Annotated in this window: 12 protein-coding genes; 8 read left to right on the top strand and 4 right to left on the bottom strand. The window is 49.9% G+C overall.

Translation table 11 applies throughout. From position 1 onward, the window contains the following. The first annotated feature begins 193 nt into the window (after positions 1–193). Together ACFQ1C_RS14350 and tcdA are read left to right on the top strand one after the other, a co-directional pair. Positions 194–358, top strand: a complete 165-nt coding sequence (locus tag ACFQ1C_RS14350; protein ID WP_379559356.1) for a hypothetical protein — start codon at positions 194–196, stop codon at positions 356–358. 889 nt (positions 359–1,247) lie between these two features. Continuing rightward, positions 1,248–2,048, top strand: a complete 801-nt coding sequence (gene tcdA, locus ACFQ1C_RS14345) for a tRNA cyclic N6-threonylcarbamoyladenosine(37) synthase TcdA (RefSeq protein ID WP_449290071.1) — start codon at positions 1,248–1,250, stop codon at positions 2,046–2,048. Between the two features lie 401 nt (positions 2,049–2,449). Here tcdA and ACFQ1C_RS14340 read toward each other — a convergent pair whose 3' ends face one another. Next, complete coding sequence (locus ACFQ1C_RS14340) at positions 2,450–2,893, bottom strand: SufE family protein (protein ID WP_379559354.1); 444 nt, start codon at positions 2,891–2,893, stop codon at positions 2,450–2,452. Then, entirely contained in the window at positions 2,893–4,107 is a 1,215-nt protein-coding gene (locus ACFQ1C_RS14335; protein WP_379559414.1) for an aminotransferase class V-fold PLP-dependent enzyme, read from the bottom strand. The genes ACFQ1C_RS14340 and ACFQ1C_RS14335 overlap by 1 nt, the downstream gene beginning before the upstream one ends. Before the next feature lie 250 nt (positions 4,108–4,357). Between ACFQ1C_RS14335 and rep the strand changes: the two genes are divergently transcribed. After that, the gene (gene rep / locus ACFQ1C_RS14330; protein ID WP_379559353.1) at positions 4,358–6,373 is read left to right on the top strand and encodes a DNA helicase Rep; all 2,016 of its coding nucleotides are present in this window, start codon (positions 4,358–4,360) and stop codon (positions 6,371–6,373) included. Positions 6,374–6,426: 53 nt separating this feature from the next. Here rep and ACFQ1C_RS14325 read toward each other — a convergent pair whose 3' ends face one another. Beyond that, the gene (locus ACFQ1C_RS14325) at positions 6,427–6,861 is read right to left on the bottom strand and encodes a c-type cytochrome (protein ID WP_379559352.1); all 435 of its coding nucleotides are present in this window, start codon (positions 6,859–6,861) and stop codon (positions 6,427–6,429) included. A 250-nt stretch (positions 6,862–7,111) separates the two neighbouring features. Here ACFQ1C_RS14325 and ACFQ1C_RS14320 point away from each other — a divergent pair, with 250 nt between their 5' ends. From ACFQ1C_RS14320 to ACFQ1C_RS14310, 3 genes are all read left to right on the top strand, one after another. Continuing rightward, the gene (locus ACFQ1C_RS14320) at positions 7,112–7,636 is read left to right on the top strand and encodes a MarR family winged helix-turn-helix transcriptional regulator (protein ID WP_379559351.1); all 525 of its coding nucleotides are present in this window, start codon (positions 7,112–7,114) and stop codon (positions 7,634–7,636) included. A 169-nt stretch (positions 7,637–7,805) separates the two neighbouring features. Beyond that, positions 7,806–8,423 (top strand): glutathione S-transferase family protein, encoded by a 618-nt coding sequence (locus tag ACFQ1C_RS14315; RefSeq protein ID WP_379559350.1) that lies wholly within the window; start codon positions 7,806–7,808, stop codon positions 8,421–8,423. Positions 8,424–8,552: 129 nt separating this feature from the next. Next, positions 8,553–9,467 (top strand): DMT family transporter, encoded by a 915-nt coding sequence (locus ACFQ1C_RS14310; protein ID WP_379559349.1) that lies wholly within the window; start codon positions 8,553–8,555, stop codon positions 9,465–9,467. A 154-nt stretch (positions 9,468–9,621) separates the two neighbouring features. On the opposite strand, the gene ACFQ1C_RS14305 is transcribed toward ACFQ1C_RS14310, so the two are convergent. Then, positions 9,622–11,319 (bottom strand): 2-isopropylmalate synthase, encoded by a 1,698-nt coding sequence (locus tag ACFQ1C_RS14305; protein ID WP_379559348.1) that lies wholly within the window; start codon positions 11,317–11,319, stop codon positions 9,622–9,624. 645 nt (positions 11,320–11,964) lie between these two features. Between ACFQ1C_RS14305 and sbcD the strand changes: the two genes are divergently transcribed. Beyond that, a complete protein-coding gene (gene sbcD, locus ACFQ1C_RS14300; protein WP_379559347.1) occupies positions 11,965–13,218 on the top strand; it encodes an exonuclease subunit SbcD in 1,254 nt (417 codons plus the stop codon). After that, positions 13,215–16,679, top strand: coding sequence for an AAA family ATPase (locus ACFQ1C_RS14295; RefSeq protein ID WP_379559346.1), 3,465 nt, complete (start codon positions 13,215–13,217; stop codon positions 16,677–16,679). The genes sbcD and ACFQ1C_RS14295 overlap by 4 nt, the downstream gene beginning before the upstream one ends. Positions 16,680–16,906: the final 227 nt, after the last annotated feature.

Genomic DNA, 16,906 nt, shown 5'->3' with positions numbered 1-16,906 from the left:
GAAGCCATAGGAAGTTAGATGTACACAACTAACCGTAACCTGTTTCGGCAGCATTGGTGGGTAAGCGTGCGAAATAGCGCAAAGCCCAATACTTAGTCAGACCAATGCTGTGTTTGAGGGTGGAATATCTAACAGGGAGTCAGTGCAATAACTGGGGAAGCCTGGCACTGTATCCAACCAAGTGGTTGGACGTATGATTCAAGGGGTGACCCAAGAATATTGCGAGTGTGAGGTGGCAGATGAACCCGTAGTAGTGAGTAAGGCTAGGCCGATGAAAGCCAGTAATGGTGTGGAGGATAAAACCAAGCCGACTATCAGCATTGTGTTTGATAGGGTCAATTTAAGTCAAAAGCTCTAATTGATTGCGAAGGGGGGAAGCATGCTTTAAGACTGTAATGAATAGTTTATTTTTTTCATGGGTACACAAGCTGTCTGATCAACAGGAGACGTAGATTTGGTGCGCTAGGAATAGTGTTAACTGATGAATATGCTCGTATACGGGAAGTATTTGTAGTCAATTTTGGTAGATTGCCTTTGAGCTAGAACGCCAAGATCCTACATCGAAAATTACCACCATGTCAGGTTTAGATTATCCCCATACAACGCACGATGTTAGTTTTCATAATGATGTTGTGTCACAAATTAAAGTGATATGAAGTATGCATGAGCCGTGTACGAGGTCCGTACGCACGGTTCTGTGGGAGGGATGAGGAGTAATCCTCACCCTACCCGATATTTTAAAAACGAGATGGGGGGAGGCGTGCAGTGAAGGGGACGACATAAACAAGCGCCGAGGGCTCTCTTTTGTAGGCAAACGCTTGTTCTTGCATTTTGCCGCAGGCAAAACGGCTTTAAACCGACATTCCGCACCTAATTTCTAGATTTAAAATTGAGATTTACATCACAACTTTGAATCTGGGGGCAGAATTTAGCTGACACCTAAAATGGTGTCATGTATTAATAATCGGTTACGCTGTTTTTATCCCACATTAGGAAGCTGAGGAGCATGCATTACCATCCCGAAACTCGATTTTACACTTTGATTTCAAAACAGCTACTTTCCTCATCTTCTGTAAATGTGTAGGCATCTTCGTCGAAAATAAATATTAAAACAGGTGCGGAATGTCGGTTTAAAGACTCCCGCTGAGACGGGACTGCAGCTAAAGCGCAGGCTACAAAACACCGTTCCCTGATCCCCATTCCCTAATCTTGGGTTGAGTTGATATACTGGCCGCCAATTTAGGGGAGTGAATATGAGTTTTGACGAGCGTTTTGGGGGGATTGCCCGATTGTACGGAAATGATGCCTTGGCAACATTTGCACAATCCCACATCTGTGTGATCGGCATTGGTGGCGTAGGATCATGGGCGGCAGAAGCTCTGGCACGATCAGGAGTCGGCGCCATTACCTTGATCGACATGGACGATATCTGCATCACCAATACTAATCGTCAGATCCATGCGCTCAGCAATCAGATCGGGCAAGAGAAAACGGTGGCCATGGGTGAGCGAATCGCACGGATCAATCCAGATTGTAAGGTGACGATCGTCGATGATTTTATTAGTGCCGACAATCAAGCCGAGTATTTACTGACGGATTTTGATTATGTGCTGGACGCCATCGACTCGGTAAAAGCCAAAGTAGCCTTAATAGCCTTTTGTAAGCGCAACAAGATCCCGATCATCACCGCCGGTGGCGCGGGCGGACAAACAGATCCCAGTCAGATCATGATCCGCGATCTCAGCAAAACTATTCAAGATCCCTTGGCGGCCAAAGTGCGTAACGATCTTCGTCGTTTTCACAACTTCAGCAAAAATCCCAAGCGTAAGTTTGGCGTCGACTGCGTATTTTCCACCGAGCAGCCGCGCTACCCTGATGGCAGCGGCGGTATCTGCAATGCCAAGCCCAGCTTAGACGGCACCATGAAAATGGACTGCGCCTCCGGCTTCGGCGCCATCACCCACATCACCGCCACCTTCGGCTTCTTTATGGTCAGCCGCATACTCGCTAAATTAGCGGTGAAGCAAGCCGTAAGCGATCAGCTGTAAGCCGTCAGCAAAGCAAAGTCCTGACGTTCGTCAGGATGACGATAATAAACAGCAAAGTAATCACGCAGAACTTATATTGGATTATGTGGCTAGCTTATCTTTATCGTCACCCTCGCGAAGGCGGGGGTCCAGTGCCTTTGCAGGCAGCTATCTGGCTGACAGCTCTGCGCCACAAACCCTGGATTCCCGTCCCAACCTACGCGAGGATGACGTTCCTTCGCGGGAATAACGACAGAATCACGCTGGTTATGCGGCATTACTTATGAGTATTTATGTAGTCTGCGCTTTAGCTGCAGTCCCGTCTCAGCGGGATTCTTTAATACCATCCTGCTCCGCAGAACCTGCAGCTAAAGCACTGGGCTACAGGGGGCGGTGTTTATCTTTGACGGACAGCGTACGGCTTACGGCGTACAGCTGTGTTTTATAGCCGTTACTACAGCCCGCAAGCCGTTGCCTCTGGATGGGCTGAGGTGAGCCAGCAGTTGCAGCTCGGCAAAATAAGCGTCAATGTCGAAGCCGTGAATATTGGCGGCAGTCTTGTTGTTCAATGCCGCCAGTACTACCGCCATTAGACCCTTGACGATGCGCGCGTCTGAGTCGCAATGAAACTGCCACAAACCTTCCTCATGCTCATTCTTCACCAACGCACTCACCAGCCAGGCCTGGCTTTCACAACCGTGAATGGCGTTTGCCTCGGTTTTATCTACGCTATCCAATGGCGGTAACTGCTTAGCTAGTTTGATCAGCTCTTTATAGCGGGCTTCCCAGCCGTGGGTGGCTTGAAAGCGGGCGCGAATATCGGTGTCGGTAAGGGTATGGCCCAGGGGGTGACTATAGTGCTGCATTAGAAAAACTCCCGTGCTTTATCTATGCCGGCCAATAAGGCGGCAATGTCGTCAGACGTATTATAAAAGGCGACAGAGGCGCGAGTCGTGCCTTGCTCTAGCCCCAAGGCCTGCATTAGTGGCATGGCACAATGGTGGCCGGTGCGCACCGCTACCCCTTGCATGTCCAGCAAAGTGGCCAAGTCTTGAGGGTGTACATCATCAATTACAAACGACACGGCACCGGCTTTAGGACGACCGATAATACGTACGTCTGGCATGGCGCTTAAACCGGCTAATAGCTGCTGCATTAAGTTATGTTCGTGGGCAGTGATTGCGTTGCGATTTAAGCCTGATAAATAATCAATGGCTGCGCCTAAGCCAATGGCCCCAGCAATATTGGGGGTGCCGGCTTCAAACTTGAAAGGCAACTCGCCAAAGCTGGTGTGGGTGAAGCTCACATGCTTAATCATCTCGCCACCGGTTTGCCACGGGGGCATGGCTTCCAATAATTCCCGCTTGCCGTACAGCACGCCTATGCCGGTGGGGCCAAACATCTTGTGCCCAGAAAACACATAAAAGTCGCAATCTAACGTCTGCACATCAATAGGGAAATGACCCACCGCTTGCGCACCATCCACCAAGGTGACCGCACCCACCGCCTTGGCCATGGCAATCAGCTGTTTAATGGGGTTTATTACCCCAAGTGCATTAGAGATATGACTAATGGCCAGCAACTTGGTGCGGGGGGAAAACAGTGTGGCGGCCGCGCTCATATCTAACTCGGCATCAGCTGTTAACGGAATCACCTTGATGATGGCGCCAGTGGTGGCGGCCACTTGCTGCCACGGCACTATGTTGGCGTGATGCTCGAGCGTCGATAATAAAATTTCATCGCCGGCCTTAAGGCTGTGCATGCCAAAGCTGTACGCCACCAAGTTAATGGCTTCTGTGGTGCCGCGAGTCCAAATTACTTGCCGTGTATCGGGGGCATTAATAAAGGCCGCGACCTTAGCGCGTGCGGCCTCGAAGGCTTGAGTGGCTTGGCCACTTAAGGCATGGGCGGCACGATGCACATTGGCATTTTGCTGTTGATAATAATGGTTAAGCGCATCCAGCACCGCTTGTGGCTTTTGCGTGGTGGCGGCGTTATCCAAGTACACCAACGGATAATCATTGACGGATTGCGCCAGAATAGGAAAGTCGAGTCTAAGAGTGTCTATGTCTAGTGGCATCATAAGTTCAGGTAAATAAGCGGCTGGCAAGATCATGTGCGGTTAAGAGTGAAGAGTAAAGAGTAATTGATAGCTGTCAGCCGTCAGCGGTAAGCGATCAGCTAAGAAACTCCAAACCCAAGAAAGGTGGTTTTATCTTCCTCTGACAGCTTATAGCTTACGGCTTAAAGCAGCCCGAAGGGCTTACGCCTTTCACCCAGAGTCGGCAACCGTTAGAATACGGGCCCTGTTTAACTGTCGGAGTGCCCTTATGAAACTCAACCCAGCCCAAGACGAAGCCGTGCACTTTATTGGTGGCCCCTGCCTGGTGTTGGCGGGCGCCGGCAGTGGTAAAACACGAGTGATCACCAATAAAATCGCCTACTTGGTGCGAAAATGTGATTATAAGGCGCGAAATATCGCTGCGGTGACCTTTACCAACAAGGCCGCCCGCGAAATGAAAGAGCGGGTGCTACAAACCCTAAGTAAGAGCGAAGCCCGTGGTTTGATGGTGTCTACCTTTCATACTTTAGGTTTAGATATTATTCGTCGTGAGCATAAGACACTAAATCTAAAGGCGGGCTTTTCGCTGTTTGACGATCAAGATCAGCTGGCGCTATTAAAGGATCTAACCGACAAGGAGTTAGACGGGGATAAAGATGCGCTTAGTCGCTTAGTGAGTACCATTTCTAGTTGGAAAAATGATCTGGTGCTGCCGGCTCGTGCCGCACGTATCGCTCAAGATCCTGAGCAAGTGCTGTTTGCCGAATGTTACGCTCGTTATCAGCGCCAAATGAAAGCCTACAATGCGCTGGATTTCGATGACTTGATCTTAATGCCTACCTTATTGTTGAAAACTAACGATGAAGTACGGCAGTTCTGGCAAAACAAAATTCGTTACTTACTGGTCGATGAGTATCAAGACACCAACACCAGCCAATATGAACTGGTTAAGTTACTGGCCGGTGAGCGCTCGCGCTTTACGGTGGTGGGAGATGACGATCAGTCGATTTACTCTTGGCGCGGTGCGCGGCCACAAAATTTGGTGTTATTAAAAGAAGATTATCCACAGCTAAAAGTGATCATGCTGGAGCAAAATTATCGTTCGCGCGGACAAATTTTGCAGTGCGCCAACATCTTGATCGCCAATAATCCCCATGTGTTTGAAAAGAAACTATTTTCTGAAATGGCTTATGAAGCGCCGGTGCGGGTGCTGTTTGCTAAAAATGAAGAGCATGAGGCAGAGCGGGTAGTAGCGGAAATTATGGGCCACAAATTTATGAATGGCAGTAAATTTGGCGAATATGCGATTCTTTATCGGGGCAACCATCAGTCGCGGCTGCTAGAAAAACAGCTAATGACTAACCGTATTCCTTACAAAATTAGCGGCGGCACTTCGTTTTTCTCGCGTACTGAGATTAAAGATATGATGGCCTATTTACGGTTGTTGGTGAATCCAGACGACGACAATGCCTTTTTGCGTGTAGTAAATACGCCGCGTCGTGAAATAGGGCCAACTAGCCTCGAAAAACTGGGTACTTATGCTAATAGTCGCGGAAAAAGCCTGTTTGCCGCCAGCTTTGAAATGGGTCTTGAGCAAACGCTAGATGGCCGAGGTTTAGTGTCCGTTCGCGCCTTTTGTAACTGGTTGGTACGACGTGGCGAAGAAGCTGCGCGGGGCGGAGCACAAGACGCGGTGCGCGATATGATCAAAGACATTAACTATGAAGAGTGGTTATACGAAAGTTCGCCCAGCCCCAGAGCCGCCGAAATGCGTATGCAAAACGTGTCGACTATTTTTAAATGGGTTAGCCAAATGATCGAAGGTTCCGATCTAGAAGATCCGATGACGCTGCCAGAAGTGGTTATTCGCCTGACTTTGCGCGACATGATGGAGCGCGGAGAAGATGAAGACGACGGCGAACAAGTACAGCTAATGACGCTGCACTCATCCAAAGGGTTGGAATTTCCTTATGTGTTTATGGTGGGTATGGAAGAGGGATTACTGCCACACCAAAGCAGCATCGATGAAGACAATATTGAAGAAGAGCGCCGCTTAGCCTACGTGGGTATTACTCGCGCTCAGCAAGCGCTTACTTTTACTCTGTGTCGCGAACGTCGCCAATATGGTGAGCAGATGCGCCCAGAACCCAGCCGTTTCTTGCTTGAACTACCGCAGCAAGACTTAGACTGGGAACATAATCGCAAGCCACCCAGCGAAACAGAACGTATGGAAAAAGGCCAAGCCAGCGTGGCGAGTTTACGGGCGATGTTTGATAAAAAATAAAAAAGCCGCATGGCTGCGGCTTTTTATTAGGTCGTTATATAGCGAGAAAATGCTTAGATGGCATCCAGCATATAGTCTACCGCGTTAGTAATCTCTTCATCAGAGCAGTTACCACAGGCACCGCGAGGTGGCATGGCGTTAAAGCCCTGAAGAGCATGCTGAATTAAAGTATCGCGCCCTTTAGCTACATGCGAAGCCCACTGCTCGGCATTACCCTTAATAGGCGCTCCCGCAGCACCAGTGCCATGACAAGCAGAACAAGATGCGTTGTATACAGCCTCACCGCTACGCGGCGCTGCCGGTTCATCACTATCGCTTGCAGCTACAGTGTCGACAATACCTACCAGATCGGCTGCGGTATAAACGCTTCCTACCGGTTGGGTACGGTCGTTAATCGCTTCAGGCGACATTTCGTTGGCGGCATAAGCCATACCACTTAACGCGGCAGCGGCAACACCGGCCAGCAACAGGTTTTTTAACAGGCTCACCTTTTTATTCTCCCAGTTGGCTTATTCATAGCTATCAATATTGTTAAACCAGCGGAGTATACCGTAACTATCACGGTCATTAAACGGCCACCTTCGCTGGCTAACCGTTAAAAAAAAAGTTTTTTTTGTGTCTGAACACGCGATTCCATCAGGTCAGTAACATAAATCTTTATGGTATTATTCCTGTTTTATTGGCATAAAAATGGCTGCGACTGAAACGGAGCATCTAACAACTAGGGATCATAACCACATGCAGAATACTTCTAAAGACCTCTCCCAGAGTGAGGCGATAGATCAAATTGATCGTATTGTTGGTCTTTGGCAGCAAGTTAGGCCCGATCTTGAGCTAAAAAGTACCGAAGTAATTGGTCGCATTGTGCGCCTCGAATATTTTATTACCCGCCGCGTGCTGCAAGATTTGGCTCACTACGACTTAAATGTGGGCGAGTTTGATGTGTTAGCGGCGTTGCGTCGCCATCCACCTAGTTTTCAACTATCACCTCATCAGTTACAAAGTATGGTCCTTATTTCTTCTGGGGCGCTCACTAATCGTATTAATCGTCTGGAAAGTCGAGGCTTGGTCAGCCGTGCTCAGGCGGAGCACGATCGACGCGGCGTCATTGTTACGCTTACCGATCAGGGTTTTAATGTATTGGAGACGGCGGTAAAGCATCACTTAGCTGCCGAGGCTGAGTTGGCGAATACGTTGTCAATTGAGGAGCAACGACAAGTAGCGGCCTTGTTGAAAAAAATGCTGCTAGCAATAGAAGACTGAGCCCTGCTTCAACTTGATAGCAACTTATCGATAAAATAAGCGGCATAACATCGCTAATTTCTCTTTTTCTGCTGATAATCAAATGAGTCGTATCCGGAGCCTCGGGCCGGTTGCAGTCCCGCAGTATCAGTTTCTCGAGCGGCCCAAGGGCCACCTAGGAGGTTATTGAATGAAGTTATATTACAGGCCTGGTGCTTGTTCACTTTCTGCTCACATCGTGCTTGCTTGGCTAGGGCTGCCCTATGAGCTGGAGTTGGCAGATACACGAGATCCAGAATTTAGAAACATTAATTACTTAGCTGCGGTGCCCGTGCTATTCACCGAAGAAATGGGCGCTTTGTATCAAAGTAGCGCCATTTTGCGCTATTTGTCTCGTTTGCCTGAAGGTGCGCATTTAGGCCCGGGGCCAGACCCCATCATGCAGTGCCAGTGTGATTATTGGCTGAGTTTCTTTAACGCCGATGTATATCGTGCATTTGCGCCTTTTTTCAATCCAGAAAAATACACTACCGACACCAGTGAGCAAGCTAAAAAAGCCATCAAAGGCGCGGTACCTGCCCAGATTCTTCCTTTGCTGAAGCGTATGGACATGCATTTGGGCAGTCGTGATTATTACTTAGAAGACGATCGGGGCATTGTGGATGCATGTGCTTTTGTATACTGCTATTGGGCGACAAAAGTGCTGGAAAATGGCTTAAGCGATTACCCAAATGTAGCTCGCCATTTTGCCGACATGAAAGCCGACCCTGCGGTACAAAAAGTAATGAAAATAGAAGGGTTAAAATAGCGGTAAGCTGTCAGTTATTTTCAGTACTTAGCGTTAGTAAAACCGCCTATTGCAGGGCGGTTTTATTCTTTATGTCGGATATTCTCGCGCTCACACTATTGTTCAAAGACGGATTAATGCCTTTTTCTTATGACTGCTCTTTTCTCTTATGATTACTTAGCGTTAGCTGCTGCGGCTTGCTGGGCGGTGGCCAGTTTATTATCGGCCCATGCCGCGCGCCATTTAGGCGCCTTTGCCTTTTCGCGCTGGCGGATGTTTTGTGTCAGCGTCATGCTGTGGGGGGCGGCGTTATTAACCGGTGGCTGGGTTAGCTTAAACAGCCACAGCCTCAGCATTATGGCTATTTCTGGTTTGATCGGTATTTTTATCGGTGATACGGCATTATTTGCCGCCATGAACCGCTTAGGTCCGCGTCGCGCTAGCGTGTTATTCGCCACTCATGCACTATTTTCTGCTCTGTTGGCCTATTTGATCTTTGGTGAAATTATCGCTGGCTGGACGCTGGTAGGCTGCCTGTTATTAATCGGCGGCGTAATGACTGCCATTTTTATGGGCAAGCGCGCCAATGAAACACATGCCTGGGAGCAAGATAACGGCAGCCCTTGGCTGGGCATTTCTTTGGGACTATTGGCCGCGTTGTGCCAGTCGGTTTCTACCTTGATGGTAAAGCCGGTGATGATGGATGAACTGGCCGCCGTCGACCCCGTGTCTGCTTCCGCAGTACGCATGAGCACTGCTTTTTTAGCGCATTTATTTTTGCTGTGGTGTGGCTGGTCAGTGGCTAAACCTGCGCAGCGTATTAACTGGCCGATTTTTGGTATGGTCGCCATGAATGCCTTTTTGGCGATGGGCGTGGGCATGACCTTGATTTTGTTGGCGCTACGCCATGGTGAGGTAGGCATGGTGGCGATGCTTAGTTCTGTGAGTCCGGTATTGGTGTTGCCCTTGCTCTGGTTATTAACAAAACGCCGTCCTGCTCACGGCGCTTGGCTAGGCGCCGCCATTACCGTGATCGGTGCGGCCTTAATAGTAGCGCGACATTAATGTAACCCCTTCGGGGAGCTGTACGCCGTACGCTATAAGTCAAAGAAAGGCGGTGCGTGTCTTTAACTTAGGGCGTACAGCGTCAAGCATAGCGCTATGTTTTCTGCCATGGCCTTAGCGGGTTTGCCGACAGCAGATGCCGGCTCTTTGCTGTTTAGGCGCTTACTGCTGGGGTCTGGTTTGCAAGCCCTGGCTGACTGTGTAAATCCACTTGCTGGGCCACGGCTGACAACAAAGCCTGTATGGTGGCTGAAGTCGTATCTTCTGCCAGTGCGGCAGCACTGCAGTGGGTGTCGTTGATGCGCACTCGGATACACGCCAAGGCGTTTGCTTTCGTGCCCTCGCCCAAGGCAAATTCGTCATAAGCCTCTACCGCCACCACAACGCCGAACTGTGCTTTTAAAGCTTCTGCCACCGCTTCCACCGCCCCTGAACCTTGCCCTTTAAGATGAATCTGCTGAGCAGGAGTCCCAAAGCGCACCTCGGCGTGTACGCCGACTTCGTCACGGTGCAAGTCATAGGTCACCAACGCCCAGTCTGGAACCACGTTGAGGTATTTTTCCTCAAACAAACGATGAATGGTCAATGAGTCAATTTCACCGCCATTGATTTCAGCCTCTGCCTGCACCACTTTACTGAACTCAATCTGCAACCAGCGCGGCAGGGTGATGTCGTAGTCTCGCTCCAGTATATAAGCCACACCGCCCTTGCCGGACTGGCTGTTGATGCGAACCACTTCATCGTAACGACGGCCAAGATCAGCAGGATCAATGGGTAAGTAGGCCACATTCCAGACGTCACCTGCTTTGCGGCGAGCCAGACATTTGCGGATAGCGTCTTGATGACTGCCAGAAAACGCAGTAAACACCAGATCGCCGGCGTAGGGGTGGCGCGGGTGGGTTGAGATTTCGGTACAGGCCTCAACCGTCTCAACAATTTCGGCCATACCGGATAAATTCAGGCGCGGATCAATACCCTGGGAGTACAGGTTCATCGCCATGGTGACCAAGTCCATATTGCCGGTGCGCTCACCATTACCCATCAAGGTGCCTTCAACACGATCTGCTCCCGCCATCACCGCCAACTCTGCCGCTGCTACTCCGCAACCGCGATCGTTATGGGTATGAACACTGATGCTGAAGTGCTCACGATGACGAACATGGTCGCATACCCATTCAATTTGATCGGCAAATACGTTTGGCGTCGACATTTCGACCGTCGCGGGCAAGTTAATGATCACCGCCTGGCCCAAATCTGGTCGCCATACCGCATTTACGCTATCAATCACCTCGACGGCAAAATCAAGTTCGGTCCCGGTAAAACTTTCCGGAGAATACTGGAACGCCCACTCAGTCTCGGGTGCCAAATCAGCATGTTCTTTAACTAAACGAGCGCCATTAACGGCAATCTCGCGAATGCCATCACGGTCTAGGCCAAACACCTGCTCACGCTGTACTGTGGACGTCGAGTTATAGACATGAACAATGGCTTTATCTGCCCCCTTTAAGGCTTCGAAGGTGCGGGCGATTAACTCTGGTCGCGCTTGGGTTAACACCTGAATACGTACATCCTGTGGAATGCGGTTTTCTTCGATTAGTTTGCGACAAAAATCAAAGTCTGGCTGGCTTGCAGCAGGGAACCCAATCTCAATTTCCTTAAAGCCCAGCTTGACCAATAAATCAAAAAGGCGCTGCTTCTGAGTCACGTTCATCGGCTTGACTAGCGCCTGATTACCGTCACGAAGATCAACTGCACACCAGCGTGGTGCTTGTTCGATCGCCCGATCCGGCCAACGACGGTTTGTTTTACCAACAGGCTTGTAAGCCACGTATTTTTGATGAGTAAAGCTCATGTGCAGTACGCCTTAAAATTTGGAACGCTGAGATGTAACAATAGAATACCGCACATTCACAGGCTAATAATTGCGTTTTAATGCTAAACAACCCTAATATTAGCAATAATATTGCTTATATTTACACAATAAGGGTGAATGATGCCAAGTATTGAACAGGGGGTGATAAAAAGGGACAAGATATAACGGAAAGACCGAGAATACCTGCAACGGCAGGGAGAGCTGACAAGCAACAGCTGGTAGACGTAATTGGCCTTTCCTCTTCACCTAGCCCTCGAATCTGTACCTTAACTCATTGGCTCCGTACAATAACGCCCATAAGAAGCATCTACGCACTAATAATACCAATCGGAGAAAATAACGGATCTATTTAGCAGCCCTGTAAAGCCGAACAAAGGGGCGACTCCACCGACACGCTGCAAGCACATCCATGTGGCGCTCAAGCACATGACATCCATGTCATGTGCTGGTCGGTGGAGTCGATCCCTTTATCCGGCTCTAAGTTGTGGAGCCGCCTGTTAGCACCATCTACAGACAACGCAGAGCTTAAGAAGAGGTGACTCTGTTTCCTCTTTCATACTGATTTAAAATAGATCACATCTTTATTCTGATTGGTATAAGAGCCACTAACTAATAAGAGTCACTATGCGCATATTGCACACCTCCGACTGGCATCTTGGCCAGCATTTTATGGGTAAAACCCGCCTTGAAGAACATAAGGCTTTTTTGCGTTGGCTGGTGGAGCAGGTGCAAGAACAAGCAGTGGATGCGGTGTTGGTGGCGGGCGATGTGTTTGATACCGGTACTCCGCCCAGTTATGCCCGTGAGCTATATAACGGCTTTATCGTCGAATTGCAGCAAACAGGTGCGCAACTGGTGATATTAGGTGGTAATCATGACTCGGTGGCCATGCTTAATGAATCACGAAGCTTACTCGGTTGCCTAAATGTGCAGGTGATCCCAGGCGTGCTGGCCGATATTGAACATCAGGTGCTAACGCTGACTAATCGCGAAGGTGAACCGGGTGCGGTGTTATGTGCAGTGCCTTTTATTCGCGCTCGCGAGGTAATGATCAGCGAGTCTGGGCAAAGTGCCGCCGACAAACAACAGACTCTACAACAAGCAATAGCGGCGCATTATCAGCAATTATTTGAGCAAGCCGAGCGGCATAGTGAAGCTCATAATCAATCCCATGGCAGCCGGCTGCCGATTATTGCCACCGGCCATTTAACCACGGTGGGTGCGAGCAGTAGTGACTCGGTACGCGAAATTTATATTGGTACTTTGGATGCCTTCCCCGCCAGTGCTTTTCCGCCGGCGGACTATATCGCCTTGGGTCATATTCACCGGCCACAAAAGGTGGGCGGCCATGAGCATATTCGTTACTGCGGCTCGCCCATCGCCTTAAGCTTCGATGAAGTTGGCCAGCAAAAAGAAGTGTTGTTGGTCGATGTCTCGGCAGATGGCTTAACGGCCATTACTCCACTGCCGGTGCCGGTATTTCAGCCGCTGGCCAGAGTAAAAGGTAATTTAGAGCAGTTGGCTAAGGCAATGCAGCAGGTGGCGGCTGAACAAGCAAAAATAGCCGAACAAACGGCTAAACAAGTGCGGTCGGTGTGGCTAGAGGTGACGGTAGCTGAAGATGATTACTTAAGTGACCTACAGCCCAGAATCGAGCAATTGGCCGAGGGGCTAGCGTTAGAGATCTTACTGGTACGCCGCCAGCGCACATTACAGCAAGATGGACTAACGGCTGAGGTAGGAGTGACCTTGAGCGAGCTAACGCCACAGCAGGTATTTGGTCAGCGGCTAGCTACGGAGTTATTACCTCCGGAGCGCGAACAGGCGCTTAATGGTTTATATCAAACGTTATTGGCAGACATGGAGCAAGATGCATGAAAATCCTCAGTCTGCGGCTAAAAAACCTAAACTCCCTGAAAGGGGAGTGGAAAATTGATTTTACCCAGCCGCCTTTTTGCGACAGCGGCTTGTTCGCCATCGTCGGACCCACTGGGGCCGGTAAAACGACGCTGCTCGACGCTATTTGTTTAGCTTTGTATCACGAAACGCCACGCATGAAATCAGTGTCGGCCAGCAGCAACGAGCTAATGACCCGCCACACCGCAGATTGTTTAGCGGAAGTGGAGTTCGACATTAAAGGACAAGGTTATCGTGCCTTTTGGAGTCAACGCCGTTCACGAGACAAGATAGACGGTAAGCTACAAGCTCCCAAGGTAGAGCTCGCCAAGCTAGATGGCACCATCATTACCACTAAAATTCATGACAAGCTGCGCTTAACAGAAGAATTGAGCGGTTTAGACTTTGGCCGCTTTACTAAGTCCATGTTGCTGGCGCAGGGCGGTTTTGCGGCGTTTTTGCACGCCAACGCCAACGAACGGGCCGAGTTGCTTGAAGAACTGACCGGCACCGATATTTATGCGCAATTATCGAAGCGAGTATTTGAGAAAACACGAGCGCAACAGGGCATCTTGGCCGAGCTTAATGCGCGAGCCCAAGGCATGGAGTTGCTTAGTGATGAGCAAAGACTGCAAGCACAAGCCGATATTAAGGCCGCCGAAGTGGAGTGGGTACAAAAAAGCCAAGGCTTAGGACAGCTGCAAACTCGCTTACAGCAGATAGTGGCTTATCAAGAAGCAAGCGAGCAGCAGGCGGCGGCACTATTGGCGCAGCAAGGTGCCAAGCACGCATGGCAGTTGGCTGAATCGCAACGTACACAGTTAGAGAAAGCGTTGCCAGCCAACCGCTTACTGCCAGATTGGCAGCAGTTGCAACAAAGCCACACCAGAGTACTGCAATTTAGTCAGCAGCTGCGCCAAGAACAGCAAGAACAAGAGCAGTTGGCGACACATAGTCATGACTTAGTGTGGCAGGCGCTGCAGGTGAGTGGCCAACAAACGCAACAGCTTACTGCTACAGAGCAACGCCTTAATGACGAACAAACAAAGCTGGGCCAACAGATGGCCAGTAACCCGGTGGCAGAGCGGTTGGGGGAATATTTAGCGGGTTGGCGTGAACAAATTAAAACCCGTACCCAAGAGCAAGCCAACTTAGATAAGCTGAGCCAAGCCTTGGTTGATCAGCAAAACCAGCTCAATCGGCTCAATAGCCAACGTCAGCAGCTGCAATCTAAAGTGGAGCTGGCGCAACAGCAGCTCGAGCAAACTACTTCAGCCGATGCGCAACAACAGCAGTTGCTGCAACAGGTGTTGGCTGGCCAGTCACTGGCTAACTTACGTCAGCAGATTCAAAAGCTTAGGCAAGAACAGCCGCAGTGGAGTCAGTTGCATCACGATTGGAAACAGTTGGCGAAGCAACAGCAGTCACATACTCGATTAGTACAAAAACTGGCGATGCAACAGCCTGAGCTGGCGCAGTTAGAGCAACAGCTGCAACAGTCTCGTGCCAATTATAAAGCCCTGCAAGAGCACATTCGCGATAAAGAAAAGTTGCTAGAGCAAGAGCAACGTATTCGTGCACTAGAGCAACACAGGTCCCGATTACAGCCCGATGAAGCCTGCCCGCTGTGTGGCAGTGAAACTCACCCCGCGATTGAAGAATATCAGGCGTTAGATGACGCAACGGCGAACAGCTTGGCTGAAAAGCAGCAACAGCGGGCTGAACAAGAACTGCAAGGACAGCAATTAAGCCAAATGGTGGCTAAACGCCAAGCCGAAGTAGAACAAGGGCTGAGCCAATTACAGCAATTGGCACAAGACATGGTGCAAATTACCGCGCAGCTAGATGCCGTGTTAGCTGATCTTGGCCTACTTACACAAGAGTCAGCACAAGGTAAAGAGCAAGTTCAGGCGGCGCAGCAAGCTGTTATCGGCCAGCGTCAGCAGCAGTTGCAGAGTCTTGAGCAACAGCTAACTAAAATAGAACAGCAACAAGAGCAAGGCCTGCAAGCGCAACAGCTGAAGGTTCAGGCCGAGCAGGCCTTGAGTGAATTGCAGCATGAACACAACTTATTACTGCAACAAGGGCAGTCATTTACTGAAGAAGTTGCCCGCCAGCAAGCGCACATTGCTCAGCAACAGCAACGGGTGCAGCAACAAGAAGCCACGCTGAGCGAGTCACTGCAAGCGCTTAACTGGCCAGTGCCGGAAAGCTGGCAAGCTTGGTTAGTCGAATGCGAACAGCAATGGCAGCAGTGGCAGCAACAGCAAAAACGGTTGCTGCAGCTAGTAGAGGAACGCCAACAGTTGGCAAGCCAGCAACGGTTGGCCGAAGCAGATGCAATGCAGTGGCAAGCACGCTGGCAGGCATTAGGTCTTGCCGAACGAGCACCATTAGTCCCCGTGGCCGGCGCTATTATTGAGCTTGCTTCGCTGACCGAATGTTGGCTTGACGCCAACCAGCAGTGGCAGCAAAAAACCACACGGCTGGAGACCTTGCAACAGCAGGGTAGTGCGCTTGATATCGAGCTGAACAACCGACAACAAGTATGGCAAGAAAAGTTAGCTGCTAGCCCTTTTTCCGATCAAGCTGCGTTTTTAGCCGCCGTGCTCAGTGATGCCGAGCTGCAACAGTTAGCCCAGCAACAACAACAGTTAGAGCAGACGCTAAATAAAGCGCAAACACTGCTCGAACAAGCCGAGCAGCGCGCCGTAACTGCCAAGCAAGATCTAGGTGAGCAAGAAATAGATGCCAGCACTCAGTCCAAATTAAAAACAGAGTTGCAAGCCCAATTGCAGCAGCTGCAAGGTGAGTTAAGTGCCACGCAACAACAGATTGGTGGCCATCAGTCTCGGCTTGATACCGACACCGAACGCCGACAGCGCCAGCAGGCGTTATTTGATGATATTACGGCTCAGCAGCACAGCCTGCAGCTATGGGATCAGCTCAATCACCTGATTGGCTCCGCCGACGGTGCCAAGTATCGCCGCTTTGCCCAAGGGCTCACGCTGCAGCATCTAGTGCAATTAGCTAACCAGCGCTTAGAGCGTTTACACGGCCGTTATCAACTAGCTCGCACTGCGGGTGGTGAGCTGGAACTCTCGGTAATAGACACTTGGCAAGCCGATGTGGCGCGCGATACGCAAACGCTATCGGGGGGCGAAAGTTTCTTGGTGAGCTTGGCATTGGCACTGGCGTTATCGGATCTGGTGAGCAGTAAGACGCGTATCGACTCGTTATTTTTGGATGAAGGCTTTGGTACCCTTGATGCGGAAACTCTAGAGGTCGCCTTAGATGCACTGGATGCCTTGAATGCCAGCGGTAAAATGATCGGGGTGATCAGCCACATAGACGCCTTAAAAGAACGAGTGCCGGTACAAATTAAGCTCAGCAAAAGTCAGGGGTTAGGCCTCAGCCGATTGGCACCGGAGTTTGAGGTTTAAGCACAGCACCGAGCACCCAGCTAAGCAAAAAACGTTAAAGACTTCTTTGCCACGGAATACACGGAAGAACACGGAAAAATTAAGATTAAAAGCTCTAAAATAGACCTTTATTTGGTAAGACCTGACAATAAATAGTCTCTTTTTAGGGTGTTGGTCTTTCGTCCGTGTCTTTCCGTGTATTCCGTGGCAAAAATAGCTTTAGGTTTGGTTGTTGGAAATAAAAAAGA

Origin of the sequence: Oceanisphaera ostreae, from assembly GCF_042676125.1 — a bacterium.
Classification (GTDB): domain Bacteria; phylum Pseudomonadota; class Gammaproteobacteria; order Enterobacterales; family Aeromonadaceae; genus Oceanimonas; species Oceanimonas ostreae.
Note: the sequence above shows the minus strand (reverse complement) of the source record. Positions and strands in the feature narration are given on the sequence as shown.